At 43.3% G+C, this 14,526-nt stretch carries 12 protein-coding genes; 3 read left to right on the forward strand and 9 right to left on the reverse strand.

Translation table 11 applies throughout. The annotated features are described in order from the left end of the window. Positions 1 to 51: 51 nt before the first annotated feature. The 6 genes from BMX56_RS03740 to BMX56_RS03765 form a co-directional block, all read right to left on the reverse strand. Positions 52 to 1,758 carry a sodium:solute symporter family transporter gene (locus BMX56_RS03740; RefSeq protein ID WP_090640971.1) on the reverse strand — a complete coding sequence of 569 codons (1,707 nt, stop codon included), beginning with the start codon at positions 1,756 to 1,758 and terminating at the stop codon, positions 52 to 54. Between the two features lie 622 nt (positions 1,759 to 2,380). Beyond that, on the reverse strand, positions 2,381 to 3,871 hold the full coding sequence (gene araA, locus BMX56_RS03745) for an L-arabinose isomerase (protein WP_090640973.1): 1,491 nt from the start codon (positions 3,869 to 3,871) through the stop codon (positions 2,381 to 2,383). Between the two features lie 52 nt (positions 3,872 to 3,923). After that, positions 3,924 to 5,291 carry a glycoside hydrolase family 27 protein gene (locus tag BMX56_RS03750; protein ID WP_090640975.1) on the reverse strand — a complete coding sequence of 456 codons (1,368 nt, stop codon included), beginning with the start codon at positions 5,289 to 5,291 and terminating at the stop codon, positions 3,924 to 3,926. 2 nt (positions 5,292 to 5,293) lie between these two features. Next, positions 5,294 to 5,992 carry an L-ribulose-5-phosphate 4-epimerase gene (locus tag BMX56_RS03755; RefSeq protein ID WP_090640978.1) on the reverse strand — a complete coding sequence of 233 codons (699 nt, stop codon included), beginning with the start codon at positions 5,990 to 5,992 and terminating at the stop codon, positions 5,294 to 5,296. Then, the gene (locus tag BMX56_RS03760; RefSeq protein ID WP_090640980.1) at positions 5,989 to 7,707 is read right to left on the reverse strand and encodes a ribulokinase; all 1,719 of its coding nucleotides are present in this window, start codon (positions 7,705 to 7,707) and stop codon (positions 5,989 to 5,991) included. The genes BMX56_RS03755 and BMX56_RS03760 overlap by 4 nt, the downstream gene beginning before the upstream one ends. Positions 7,708 to 7,814: 107 nt before the next feature. After that, positions 7,815 to 8,516, reverse strand: a complete 702-nt coding sequence (locus BMX56_RS03765; RefSeq protein ID WP_090640982.1) for an NUDIX hydrolase — start codon at positions 8,514 to 8,516, stop codon at positions 7,815 to 7,817. 307 nt (positions 8,517 to 8,823) lie between these two features. Here BMX56_RS03765 and BMX56_RS03770 point away from each other — a divergent pair, with 307 nt between their 5' ends. Beyond that, positions 8,824 to 9,999: an aldose epimerase family protein gene (locus BMX56_RS03770; RefSeq protein WP_090640984.1), complete on the forward strand. Its 1,176-nt coding sequence runs from the start codon at positions 8,824 to 8,826 to the stop codon at positions 9,997 to 9,999. A gap of 52 nt (positions 10,000 to 10,051) precedes the next feature. Beyond that, positions 10,052 to 10,642, forward strand: coding sequence for an RNA polymerase sigma-70 factor (locus BMX56_RS03775; protein WP_090640986.1), 591 nt, complete (start codon positions 10,052 to 10,054; stop codon positions 10,640 to 10,642). A gap of 146 nt (positions 10,643 to 10,788) precedes the next feature. On the opposite strand, the gene BMX56_RS03780 is transcribed toward BMX56_RS03775, so the two are convergent. The 3 genes from BMX56_RS03780 to BMX56_RS03790 all read right to left on the reverse strand — a co-directional run bounded on the left by BMX56_RS03780 (position 10,789) and on the right by BMX56_RS03790 (position 13,160). Next, a complete protein-coding gene (locus BMX56_RS03780; RefSeq protein WP_090640988.1) occupies positions 10,789 to 11,148 on the reverse strand; it encodes a hypothetical protein in 360 nt (119 codons plus the stop codon). A gap of 85 nt (positions 11,149 to 11,233) precedes the next feature. Further along, positions 11,234 to 11,908: a cyclase family protein gene (locus tag BMX56_RS03785; protein WP_090640990.1), complete on the reverse strand. Its 675-nt coding sequence runs from the start codon at positions 11,906 to 11,908 to the stop codon at positions 11,234 to 11,236. Positions 11,909 to 12,134: 226 nt separating this feature from the next. Continuing rightward, the gene (locus tag BMX56_RS03790; RefSeq protein WP_090640992.1) at positions 12,135 to 13,160 is read right to left on the reverse strand and encodes a PDDEXK nuclease domain-containing protein; all 1,026 of its coding nucleotides are present in this window, start codon (positions 13,158 to 13,160) and stop codon (positions 12,135 to 12,137) included. Positions 13,161 to 13,329: 169 nt separating this feature from the next. Between BMX56_RS03790 and BMX56_RS03795 the strand changes: the two genes are divergently transcribed. Beyond that, positions 13,330 to 14,424, forward strand: coding sequence for a FecR family protein (locus BMX56_RS03795; protein WP_090640994.1), 1,095 nt, complete (start codon positions 13,330 to 13,332; stop codon positions 14,422 to 14,424). The last annotated feature ends 102 nt before the right edge of the window (positions 14,425 to 14,526 follow it).

Raw genomic sequence — 14,526 nt, forward strand, 5'->3', positions numbered from 1 at the left:
AGCCAAAAAAAATCAACTTTAGACTTACGACTTAGTACTGTTGACTTAACACTACCAGAACTTGGCATAAAGCATGGTAAGTAATAACAGCGTAACTATAATTAATGCCAGGGTTTGTTTATCAACCTTAAACATAGCACGTGGAATATCAAAAGCTTTAGGATTGATTTTTGGCCCGGCCAGGCTGATGATCACCATCACAATAATGGTAAACATGAACGATAAGCCCATACAAATCAGGAATGGAATTTCCCAACCACCTTTACCATTAGGGAAGGCTGTGTAAAGGATGGTTTCGTGACCAAATAAAGCCGGTGCGTAGTTATTAAACAATACCGACATAGCGAAGCCTGTAAGGATCCCCGCGATGGCTGCCGCACCCGTAGTACGTTTCCAGAAGAAACCTAAAATGAATATGGCGAAGATACCCGGGCTGATAAAACCGGTGTATTTTTGGATAAAGGTAAAGCCACCTTCGCCGCCAATACCTAAAAGATCTTTCCAGGTAAGGATGATTGAGAATATAAGCGCAGCAAGAATTGTGAGCTTACCCACCCAAACCATCTTTTTCTCGTCGGCATCCTTAACCATGTGCTTTTTGTAAATATCCAGCGTAAAAATGGTAGATATACTGTTGGCTTTACCAGCCAATGAAGCCACAATAGCCGCAGTAAGCGCCGCTACCGAAAGGCCTTTAAGCCCGGTAGGCAAAAAGCCCAATATAGCCGAGTACGCATTATCCGAATTGAAATGCCCGCCCGATGCCATTTCGTGTTGCAAGCCACCATTTTTGTATAATACATAAGCTGCAATACCCGGTATTACCACGATGATAGGCATGGCCAGTTTCATCAAACCGGCAAACAGGATGCCTGTACGTGCGGTTTTTAAATCGGCACCTAAAGCACGTTGGGTAATGTATTGGTTACAGCCCCAGTAGTTCAGGTTCACAATCCATTGGCCTGCAAAATACATGGCTATGCCCGGCAGTGCCAGGTATTTGGTAATTTCGGCTTGTGGCGCGTCTGGTTTGGGTTTAGCCATCATCATTTTAAAGTGCTCGGGCGAGTCTTTAAACATCATTTTTAAACCGGCTATCGCATCTTTGCCTAAACCAAAATGCTCGCTCACCAGCGTTAAAGCTATGTAAGTGGTAGCCAGGCCGCCTATTACAAGCACCAACACCTGTATTACATCGGTAAAGCCAATAACCTTCATACCGCCAAGGGTAATGAATAAGGCAAACACAGCCAGCGCAATGATGATGTTGTGCATCGAGCTGATGTCGCCGCCTATCAGGTTATTAATGGCCAGTGCGCCCAGGTATAATATACTGGTAAGGTTAACAAACACGTATAAAAACAGCCAGAAGATGGCCATAATAAAGCTCACCGTTTCGTTATACCGCGTATGTAAAAACTGCGGCATCGTGAAAATCTTGTTCTTCAGGTATACCGGGATAAACCATACGGCCACTATAATGAGCGCTATTGCTGCCACCCACTCATAAGCCGCCACAGCTAAACCCACCGCGAAACCTTGTCCGCTGGTGCCGATAAACTGCTCGGCCGAAATGTTGGATGCAATAAGCGAGGCTCCGATGGCCCACCAGGTAAGCGAACCCTCGGCCAAAAAGAAATCATGACTCGCCGATATGCTGGCCTTTTTTTTGCGGCTGTACACCCAGTAACCATAACTGGATACCACAATAAAATAGATCACGAATATGACGTAATCAATGGTTGAAAATTTGTTCATAAATTGGGTTTAAATTAGTTTTATTGTATTTCGTTCTCTCTTTTGCTTTTTATATAAAACACACAACCGGAATCCCATCGTGGGTTGCGTGTTTGATTGTATTTGTTTTAATTAATACGCATGTTATTAAAACACTTGTCATTGCTAAAACATTTGTCATTGCGAGCGCAGCGTGGCAACCTCGTAGTATGCACAGCGGCTCTGCACAGTTCGCGATTGCTTCGTTCCTCGCAATGACAAATTGGTTTTATTTATTTATTTATTCTTCCGTCGTTATCCACCAATCCTCAAAAGTCTTAACTCTTGATTCTAATTTCTTGACTCTTTCCCCGGGCGTTGCCTTTGGCCCGGGCTATCCGCTCATACTGCACAGACCTTAGTCACGGGCCGGTATCCGCTGCTATCCCTAACGCATTGTCTGAATCAGAATTTTCAGAATTAACAGAATTACTCGTTTTCTGCTAATTCTTAAATAATCCGTCATTGCGAGGTACGAAGCAATCTTCAACATGCTAAATCCCACATAGTTCGGGATTGCTTCGTACCTCGCAATGACGGGTTGATATCATGCAAATCAAAAATCTCCCCCTGAAGGGGGAGATTTAGAGGGGGCTTCTTCTTCCTATTTATAAGCCACCTCGTTCCACAAAATCTCATTTCTGAATTGTGGTATTGTTGTATCCTTACCAATTCTTAAAAACTCAATTCCGGCCATATCCGCAAAATCCTGCATATGTTCGGCTGTCAAATTCTGGCTGTAAGCGGTATGGTGTGCACCGCCGCCGTAAATCCAGGCTGCGCAGCCGGTTTTCATGTCGGGCAGTGGTTTCCAAAGTACGCGGGCAACAGGCAGGTTTGGCAGGTCTTCAACCGGTTCAACGGCTTCAACCTCGTTAACCAGCAGGCGGAAACGGTTGCCCATATCCACAATTGATGCGTTAAGCGCAGCACCACCGGCCACGTTAAATACCAAACGCGCAGGATCGGCTTTGCCGCCAATTCCCAGCGGGTGAACTTCTAAGGCTGCCTGGCCATTAGCCAATGACGCGTCCACCTCCAGCATATGCGATCCTAATACCAACGCATTGTTAGGGTCAAAATGGTAGGTATAATCTTCCATGAAGGCGTTACCGCCTGGCAGGCCGGCACCCATCACTTTAAATGCGCGTACCAGGGCCGCAGTTTTCCAATCGCCTTCGCCGGCAAAGCCAAAGCCATCGGCCATCAGGCGCTGGGCGGCAATACCTGGTAATTGGATCATGCCGTGCAGGTCTTCAAACGTATCCGAGAAGCCTTTAAAGCCTCCGTCAACCAAAAATTTGCGCAACCCCAACTCAATCTTAGCGGCATCATATACCGATTGATGTTTAGCCCCGCCTTTTTTAAGGTCGTCGGCCATGGTGTAGGTGGCCTCATATTCTTCTATCAGTTCGCTAACCGATTCTTCGCTTATCGCGTTAATCACCGCAACCAGGTCGCCGATACCATAAGTATTTACCGAGAAACCGAATTTTAATTCAGCCTCTACTTTATCGCCATCGGTAACGGCTACAAAACGCATGTTATCGCCGAAGCGTACAAATTTGGCGCCTTGCCAGTCGTACCAGCCGGCAGCAGCGCGGGTCCAGGTTTCAATCTGGGCCAAGGCTTCGGGATCTTGCCAGTGGCCAACAACCACCTTACGGTTCATGCGCATACGCGACACCATAAAACCAAACTCGCGGTCGCCATGGGCGCTTTGGTTCAGGTTCATGAAATCCATATCTATCGAACTCCATGGAATATCGCGGTTATATTGGGTATGCAGGTGCAGCATCGGTTTTTTAAGGATGCTTAACCCACGGATCCACATTTTAGCCGGGCTAAATGTGTGCATCCAGGTAATGATACCGATACAGTTTTCGGCCACGTTGGCAGCCTGCAGGGTTTCATAAATTTCTTCAGTCGATTTTACAACAGGTTTGTAAACCACACGAACGGGGATATTGCCGGTAGCATCAATGCCTGCAGCTATTTCCTGCGAGTGTTCGGCAACTTTTTTCAGCGTTTCTTCCCCATATAAGTTTTGGCTTCCTGTAATAAACCAAACTTCAAATTTTTTAAGATCGATCATTTTATAATTATTGAATTACTGACTTATTGAATTATTGATTTTTGTTTTTTAATTATTTTGCGGGCGAAAGTCTTAGCAAGGCTGCGCCGTGTAGGTTTATATTTTGCTGATAGCTGGTTTTAAATTGGCCGGCATCCTGTTTTTTCCACAAGTCGCGCACCTTTACTTTGCCTTTAAGGCCCAATGCAGCAAAATCAACCGCAACGCCTTTATTTACATCGCCAATGTTAAACAGGGCCACGTAAACATCTTTGCTGCCGGGGATGGTGGAATACCAAACCATGGCGCCATCTTTTTTATACAACTGTTTGGGATTGGCCCCTTTTTGGTTGGCTGCCAAAACCTCATCGTTGGTAAATAGCTTTAGTTCAAAGTCGCGGTTCTCGGGCATGTTGCCGCCAATCATTAAAGGCGAGCGGAAAATGCTCCAAAAGGTCATGTGGGTAATTTCTTCATCCTGGGTAAAGCGGCTGTAGCGCTCCTGCCCAACAGGGCCGCGTTTACTTAGCTTGCCAATTTGTATCATATCGCAATCGGGCCAATGACCGGGGCCGCTTACGCCTTCCCAGCTTTTGGCATAATCAAACATGTGCAGTATCTCTTTCCAGTTATCCCAAAAATCATCTGCCATGCGCCACATATTGGCATATTTGGTAGCGTGTGCCGCCTGGGCAACCGGAGTTTCGCCTGGCGAAAGGCTTAATACTATAGGCCTGCCACAATTTTGGATGGCTTTTTGGTAGCCTTCCACCTCGGCATTACTATATGGGCGCGATAAGTCATCTACTTTAATAAAATCTACGCCCCATGAGGCATATAATTCTAAAATAGAGTTAAGATATTCCTGGGCACCGGGCTTTTTCATGTCCAGTCCGTACATGTGGTTCATCCAGGGGCATTTGCTGTTGGTATCGGCCACCATGTCGGCAGTGATACCGTTGGTGCCTTTAACAGGTGATTTTGACCAGTATGCTTGCCTTGGAATACCACGCATTACGTGGATGCCAAATTTTAATCCTTTGGCGTGTACGTAATCGCTTAAAGGCTTAAAGCCATTGCCGCCAAAGGCCGAAGGGAATTTGGTAGGCTGCGGCGTTAAACGCCCCCATTTGTCCATAGTAAGCCAGGGCAGGTAGGAGCCATCCTGCAAGCGTAATTGAAACGGGTTACCAATATTGCTACCCGGCGGGTTATCGTACGACCATAAAAAATCGACCACAATGTATTCCCAGCCATGTTGCTTCAGGTTTTGGGCCATATAATCGGTATTGGCCTTTACTTCATCCTCATGCACAGCCGAGCCGAAGCAGTTATAGCTGTTCCAACCCATAGGTGGCGTAGCAGCAACGGTTTGTGCCGATGATGCCTGTGCTCCAAGCAGACCGGCTGCCAGTATAATGATATAGCGTAATGATTTCATAATTATTGGCCGTAGTATGAGTTTGGTCCGTGTTTACGCTCAAAATGTTTTTTGATAAGCGAGTCCTTTAAACGTGGGGCCTGGTTATTAATTTGCTCGGTTAAGTAGGCCATTTGGGCAACAGCCTCTAAAACGGCGCTGTTATAAACTGCCTTATGCGCTGTTTTGCCCCAGGTAAACGGCGCATGGTTGCCTACCAACACCATTTCTACTTCGTTATAATCCAGGCCAGCGGCTGTAAAATGATCCATGATCTGGAAACCGGTTTGGTACTCGTAGTCGCCCTCAATCATTTCATCGCTCATAGGCGGTGCACAAGGGATGTCGGCTGTCAGGTGGTCGGCATGTGTGGTGCCGAAGATAGGAATGTCACGCTGAGACTGTGCCCAGGCAGTGCCATAAGTGGAATGTGTATGCACAATACCCCCAATGTTTGGCCAGTGTTTGTAAAGCACGGCATGGGTTTTTGTATCTGACGATGGGCGCAGATCGCCCTCTACAGTAACCCCATCAAAATCAACGATCACCATTTTCTCGGGCGATAGATCTTCGTAAGGTACACCGCTTGGTTTTATAGCGAAAACGCCCAGTTCCCTATCTACAGCGCTTACGTTGCCAAAGGTGAAAAGCACCAGCCCCAATTTGGGCAGCTGCATATTGGCTTCATAAGCCGCTTGTTTTATGTGTTGATACTTACTCATGCCAAAACAGAATTATCTTTAACGCCCAGGGTAGCTTTTGCCGCTATTTGCTGCGCTATAAAACTGCCTAAGGTTTTGTATTTATTATAACGGGCCAGGTATAAGGCCTCTTTTTCTTTATTTGGATAATACTCTACATCAAATCCGCGGCCCATACCCTGCATGGCATCTTCAACCGTTGGGTAAATGCCCGCAACAACAGCCGCAAACATGGCCGCGCCCAAAGCACAGGTATGTTTAAACTGGTGGATGCGGATAGGCATACCCAATACATCGGCCATCATCTGCATTACAAACGGCGATTTTTTGGCCACACCGCCAATCCCTATAATACCTTTAACCGGGATACCCTCGCTGATAAAACGCTCCACAATGCTTTTAGCCCCAAAGCAGGTAGCTTCGGCCAATGAGCGGAATACGCGCGGTGCATCGCTGCCTAAGCCTAAGCCGGTTATTGCGCCTTTTAATTCCTGGTTGGCATCCGGTGTACGGCGGCCGTTAAACCAATCGATAGATAATTCGTTATCAAAATCCAAAGGCAACAAATCGGCCTGGCGGCTTAATTCAGGGATGATCAGTTCGGCCATTTCGGCTTTTAACGCCTCGGCGGTTGCTGTATCTATAATGGCTGACTGCGATAACAGGTTATTTAAAGGCCATAAAAGCACATTTTTAAACCATGCATAAGTGTCGCCAAAGGCCGACTGACCAGCTTCTAACCCTGTCATCCCTGGTATAACCGAGCCATTTACCTGTCCGCAAATACCGGCTACCAGCTTGCCTTCAACCTCAACAGATGGCGCAACCAAAATATCGCAGGTAGATGTACCCATTACCTTACTTAAATGGTATGGCTCAATCTGGCCGCCTACCGCGCCCATGTGCGCATCGAAAGCACCGGTACCTACAATAACATCGGTAGATAAGCCTAATTTTTCGGCCCATTCTGCGCTCAGTGTTCCTGCGGCTTCGTCGGCGGTGTAAGTATCTTTAAATAGCTTACCGGTGATACCTGTCAATAACGGATCAAGCGACGAGAAAAATTCATCGGGTGGTAAGCCGCCAAATTCCTCGGCCCATAAGGCTTTATGGCCGGCAGAACACCGGCCACGTTTAATTTCTTTAACATCGGTACCTCCGGTTAACAGGAATGGGATCCAGTCGCAATGTTCTACCCACGAGTGCAGGGCGTCGCGTACCTGGGCGTCAACCCTTACAATATGCAGTAATTTGGCCCAAAACCATTCGGATGAGTAGATGCCGCCAACATATTTTAAATAATTGGTATCAAATTTTGTAGCATGTTCGTTTATCTGGGCGGCTTCCAATACCGAGGTATGGTCTTTCCATAAAATGAACATGGCATTGGGGTTTTGCTCGAAACCGGGGGTTAAAGCTAATGGCGTACCTGTTTTATCAACCGCTATTGGGGTCGATCCGGTAGTGTCTACCGATAAACCTTTTACTGCTTTGGCTACTTCGGCTCCGCCAGCCTTTGCAATACAATCTTTTATAGTAGTTTCTAATCCTTCTATATAGTCAAGAGGGTGTTGCCTGAACTGGTTTTCGGCCGGTTTGCAAAATAAGCCTTGCTGCCAGCGCGGATAATTGAATACAGATGAGGCTATTTCTTCGCCGTTGTGCGCGTTGATTAACACGGAGCGAACGGAGTCGGAACCATAGTCCACTCCAATCACAAATTGGTCTTCTCTCATATTGGTTAAATAATTCGTGTTGAAGTAACACTTATTTTTTTACAATAAAAAATTTTTATTAAAAAACATTTAAATTGTTACTGAAACAAGGGGCTTAAAAGCTTAGTTTAAAGTGTATCCGGGTTGGGAATAAAATTCATAAATGCCTGAAATTTAGCATAATAATTTTGCATGTTCAGCTGATAATAGTACGCGCCGCGTTTTGAGCCGGTTTTATCTTTATCGTTTAGCTTAATGAGTAAACCCGTGGCCAAAACGCGTTTGCTGAAATTGCGTTTATCAATCTGGGTGTTAAAAACGCTCTCGTAAAGGGTTTGCAATTGCGGAATTGTAAACCTTGCCGGTAAAAGTTCAAACAAAATAGGGTGCATGGCGGCCTTGTACCTGATGCGTTTTTTGGCTGCCTCTACCATTTCCTGCTGATCGAAAATGAGTTTAGGTACGCGTTTTAGCGGGAACCAATCGGCGTGGTAATCTTTACTTAGCTGTATCTCGTATTTATTTATATCTATTAATGCAAAGTAGGTAATTGATACGGTGCGTTCAATAGGATCGCGTTTTGTGCTGCCAAATGTGTGTAATTGCTCTAAATAGACGCCTTCGAGCCCGGTAAGCTGTTTTAAAATACGGTTGGCAGCCTGGTCAAGGCTTTCGGTAACCTGTACAAAACCACCCATCAAACTCCAGTTCCCCTTCTCGGGCTGGAACCCTCTTTTTATCAGCAGAATTTTTAAAGTATCGCCATCAAATCCAAATATAATGCAGTCAACTGCCAGTAAAAGTCGCGTCTGTTTCGAGTATTTTTGCATGTGATGGGGTAAAAAAAAGCGCCAAATGTAATTTTTTTGACCGCTAAAAATCTAAATATAATGCCATTTTACTGGCAAAACAGCTTTAAAATTGATTTAGCAGGCTTTATTGGTGTTTGGCTTACACCAATAAAAGTAAAAATATTTTAATTGTTTTTTTCACAATTAAATGAATTTTATTCTACCTTAGATTTTGATTAGGGTGGCCAATTGCCCCAATCACAAAACCAAACACCAAATTATAACCAGTTAAACCGCTCAAAAACTTCAAAAAAGTTTAAAAAAGCGACAAAAACTTTCAGGAATTATGCAAAAAGTATACAAAAAACAGTACTTAATTTACAGCTTCGCGTTATCGCTATTGGTAAGCTGCAGTGGCCCGGCCGAAAAAAAGGAAGCAGCGGCAGATTCTACATCAACAGTAGCCGCCGCGGCACCTGATGCCAAAAACTTTGAGGCTACTATAAACGGCAAGGCTGTTAAGCTTTACACATTAAAAAACAACAAAGGCGCCAGCGTAGCCATCACCAATTATGGCGGCCGCGTTGTAAGCCTGCTGGTACCCGATAATAAAGCAGCTTTAACCGATGTGGTTTTGGGCTATGATAGCGTAAAAACTTACCAAAAGCCTAAAGAACCATTTTTTGGCGCCATTATAGGCCGTTATGGCAACCGCATTGGCAAAGGAAAATTTAACCTTGACGGCAAAGCTTACCAACTGGATATAAACGATGGTGTTAATACCCTGCATGGCGGCTTTAAAGGGTTTTATGCACAGGTGTTTGATGCCGCGCAACCAAACGACAGTACCCTTAACCTTACTTATGTATCTAAAGACAGTGAAGGCGGTTACCCCGGCACGCTTACAAGTAAAGTAACATACACCTTAACCGCTGATAACGCGCTTAAGATAGAATATACGGCTACAACAGATAAAACTACCATAGTAAACCTTACCAACCATGCCTATTTTAACCTGAACGGCGCGGGCGACTCTACTATTTTAGATAACATAGTGAAAATTGATGCCGACAACATAACACCGGTTGATACCACACTGATCCCGACAGGGAAATTACAGCCGGTAAAAGGCACGCCTTTTGATTTTACTACTGCAAAAGCCATTGGCGCCAACATTAACGATAAGGACGACCAACTGAAAAATGGTAAAGGCTACGATCATAACTTCGCGCTTAATAAGCATGATATCACCAAATCTATAGCTACGGTAAGCAGCCCAAAAACAGGTATTGTGATGGACATATATACCGACGAACCGGGCCTGCAGTTTTATAGCGGTAACTTTTTAACCGGTGCAACCAAAGACGGTAAAGGCGGTAAAGCGTACCCGCACCGTTCGGCATTTTGCATGGAGACGCAGCATTTTCCTGATGCGCCAAACCAGCCTGCGTTTGCATCAACCGTGTTAAAGCCTGGGCAAACTTATCATACTACAACCATTTACAAATTCAGTAATAAGTAGGATTGTTTGTTTAATTAGTGTTATCGTTTGATGATTATTATCCCGAATTGAGATGTTGGATACCGAAATAAAATATCTGCTAAATGATATTGCTTTAAATAACAACAGGGCATCCTTTAAAAGGGTGTACCTGTTTTATTACAGCAAATTATTTTGGTTTGCCAAATCGTTTGTAAAAACCGATGAGGCCGCCGAGGAGATCATAGACGACGTGTTTTTAAACCTTTGGATGCAGCGCGCGAGGCTAACCGATATTGGTAATTTTAGTAATTATTGTTACATGTCGGTAAAAAACAAATCATTAACACATGTTTCAAAAGCAAAGCTGAACCAGGTAAATATTGATGATGTTGAGGTAGAGATTGCCGATTCGGCAGCTACAGGCGAAGACCGGCTGATCTGTAATGATACTACAGCGCTTATCAACAATTCGCTCAGTAAATTAACCGACCAATGCAAACTGGTTTTTAAACTGGTAAAAGAAGATGGTCTTAAATATCGCGAAGTTGCCGAACTGTTAAGCCTATCTATCAAAACGGTAGAGTACCACATGGGTAACGCGCTGCGGCAGATTTCGGTCGGGATCGTTAATTCGCAAAAAGACCAGCTGCCGGCTCAGGGAAAAGTGGTTTCTGAAAAATAATGGGGGATGGCATCTGTTTATGCTTTCAAAGGCAGCCTGTTTGCCTATGTATGAGTTACAGGGTGGCTAATCTGGCCATAATAAACAGGTCTGTTGCTTCTTTAATTTGGTTGTGATATGCTTCAGTAGCGGTTTCTTTTTCCGCTTTATTTTTTGCTGATCAACTTAAGCTTTAAATACCCACCTAAAATAGATACCGGCGCAAAAATCAACATAGCAAATAGCTGCGTCCAATGGCTGCTGGCAGATGTCAGCATTGAGATGGCTGCCGGCAAAAAGATAACCAAAGCTAAAATGAAATTTAGTGTAAGTTTTGTTTGCCTGGCTATCAATTGCAATATAAATCCGGCTAAAACCGAAAAAAATGTGCCGTAAACTATGGTCAACATTTTAAAAGTGAGTTGCGCATCCTGGTGAGGAGGCTGTGCCGCTAACTTAAACAGCAAAACCGAGCTTGCTGCAAATACAACGTAGCCCACAATTACCGACAATATTTTCCTGGTCATTTTATTATTTTTTAATCAAATATCTGGTATATAAAGCTAAACAGGCTATTGAAAATTGCTTTGTTAACACCACGAAGCTTCCTCGTCAGCCCGTCACTATCGCGTAAGCCCTTACCGGGAAAGTGCCCACACCTTTAAACTTAGGTGGCACGGCGTTAAATTTATAACCATCCGGGGGGAGTTTGTCCAGGTTACATAAATGCTCTACTATTAAAATCCCCGCGCCCAATAAAGTGGTGTGTACCGGCCGGCTTTTACCTGTAGTATCATCAATGTTATGGCTATCTATACCAACCAGTTTTACTGCCTGGTCTTTTAAATATTGGGCAGCATCGGCTGTAACGTAGGGGTGGTTTTCAAAATAGGTATCGGTATTCCAGTGTTTGCTCCAGCCGGTAAATACAATTACTGCCTTACCCCGAACATCTGTATCACGAAAGAAATCGGGCCCAATTGCTGTTACATTGCAGGCATTTATGGTGGTGGCCTCAAGGTTGGCAAATTGTTCTAAAGAAACTTCAGACATATCGGCGCCGTGCTCAAACCGGTGGAAAGGGCAATCAATGTATGTGCCCGTATTGGTTACCATTTCAATTTTTCCTATCTGGAATTCGGTACCGGTTTCATAAAACCCTTTTGATTTTTCGCGGCTTAAATAATCGCAAATGATTGGGGCTGGCAGGCCTTTATAGGTTATCAATCCGTCGAAAATAACGTGGCTGAGATCTATCAGTTTGGGGTTGTTATTGGATTGTTTCATGGGGCACGTTATTGTTGATCTGGGAGTGTTTATAATGGTGTTTAAATGAAATGATAAATTTCCCAGACACCGTGTGGGGAATTTATAACTGATTAAACTTCTTAATCATTGATTAGGAAATTTCGATTTTGGTTACAAAGTAAATTTGCTAAATCGCTCAAAATTATCACGACATTCTTTTTGGAAGTTCTCTTTTTGATAGCCGAAACGGAAAGGACATTTTTGATTAATTTAAACTCTCATCACTATTTAATTGCTCCTCAATGATAGCCCTTAGTTCCTCTCTATCCGGTAAGTAAAGCTGGTATTTACTGACAAACAATTGAGAAGAAATGTTATGCATTGCATATTGTATAAGCAAATCATCCTTTTGTTTGGCTAGGACTATACCTATCGGAGGGTTGTCACCTTCGGTATTTTCTTCGTTCTCGAAATATCCGAGATACATATTCATTTGGCCTATGTCTTCATAACCAGCTTCTTCCTTTTTCAGGTCAATCAGGACAAAACATTTGAGTATGCGGTGATAAAATACCAGGTCTACGTAGTGGTGCCGGTTGCCTAATGTAATGCGGTATTGTCTGCCAATAAAAGCAAAACCCTTGCCTAACTCAAGCAGGAAGTGCTGTAAATGCTCAATAATCCGTCTTTCCAGTTCTGACTCGGTGTACTGATGAGGTTCGGGTATTTTGAGGAAGTCTAATATGTAAGGGTCACGAATAATATCATTAGGGCGTGAAATAGCCTGACCCTGTTTGGCCAATTGCAGTATTGCATCTTTATCTTTTGCAATAGCTAACCTAAGAAATAACGATGCTTTCTTTTGGCGTCTCAGTTCTGGGATCGACCATTTTTCTATTATAGATTGCTGTTCATAAAAACTCCGTTCTAATTTATCGTCAATCTTTAATAATTCAACATAATGCGACCAACTTAATAAGTGAGAAGGCTTCTCACTTATTGGATACCCCAAGTATAAAAGCCTCATATAAATCAGATTACTTCTACTAAACCCTTTACCGTGAATATTGAATAAATCGTCAGCCAGTTTATTAATTAATGATTTGCCATATTTTGCACGTTCAGCACCACCTTGCTCAAATTCGACAATATACTGCCCGATTTGCCAATAGGTTTCCAGTAAATTGATATTCACTGCATGAATTGCTTTAAGCTGACCTTGTTGATAAGTACTGGATATCTGACCTATCAACTTTTTATACTCAAAATTGAAATGAATTGATTCAGTCATAGTTTAATGGTTTTTATAAAAATTGTAAAATATAAAGAGACAGGTTTTTAATTTGCTTTTTGCAAAGGTGAAAAAAGGACCTCTAATTTATATTTAAAAAAAATAATTTTCATTTCCCACCAGGGTGTTTCCATTAATTACAGTCTTTACAATTAGAGAGACGTAAATAATGATCAACAATATCTGGATACTTATTGGTAAAAAGTTAAGTGGGGAGGCTACCGCCGAAGAGCTGGCCGAACTTGAAGAACTTTTGCGGCAAGGCGGTACCGATTTATACCCGGTTGATTTACTGGAAAATTTATGGCGCGAAGAAAATAAAATAAAAGCCGACGACAAGTTGGAAGCTAAATGGGCTGCCTTTGAAGATAAACTTGACGTAGCCGATAAAGCAGAGGCCGACGAGTTGGCCCAATCAGAAAACCAGGAGCACGGTAAATCTAAATCGGGCATTATTAAGTTTCTTAAGTTTTTTTCGATGGTAGTGGCCGCTTGTTTTGCGTTGGTGTTTATTTTGATAAACAAAAAAGATGTAACGGGTCCTGTTAAGTCAAACCAAATAACCGCTCCGCAAAACGGCATCAGTAAAATTCAGCTGTCTGATGGTACAAGGGTATGGCTAAACGCCGGCAGTAAACTAATTTACGATGCCAGCTACGGGCTTGAACAAAGAAAAGTTAGCCTGCAGGGCGAGGCGCTGTTTGATGTGGTTAAAGATGCCCAACACCCGTTTATAGTTACCACATCAACAATCAGCATTAAAGTACTGGGTACCCGGTTTAATGTAAGGGCCTATAACAACGATAAAACATCCGAAGCATCGCTGATACATGGGCGTATAGAATTAACCATTTTAAAAACCCCCGAGAAAAAGATTATTTTAAAAGCCGCCGATAAACTCACCATTAATAATGAGCAGCCTGTTTTAACCGGCAAGGCTTTAGTGCCATCAGATAAAAGCATAACCGAAGAAACGCCATTGATGGTTTTGGGGCAGATTCATCAGGCAAAAAAAGACACGCTGCCTTCTGAAGCCCTGTGGGTTGAAAACAAGCTGGCCTTTGACGCCGAAGACTTTGAAAGCCTGGCCAAACAGCTGGAACGCCGCTATAATGTTACCATTGTTTTTAAAAACGAGGACCTGAAAAAATTAAGGTTTACCGGCAAGTTTAAAAACGAAACCATAGCCAAAGCCTTAAAAGCACTTAAAACAACAACCTACTTCCATTATAAAACCGACAATAATCAAGTTTTAATTTATTAACCATTAAACCATTAATCAAATAGCCTATGCTTAAATAAGTATCTAAACTGAAAACCAAAAAGCGGAAGAATGTTCCACCATTCCCCCGCTAATACGGTAAAA

The sequence above is a fragment of the Mucilaginibacter sp. OK283 genome, from assembly GCF_900110415.1.
Lineage (GTDB): Bacteria > Bacteroidota > Bacteroidia > Sphingobacteriales > Sphingobacteriaceae > Mucilaginibacter.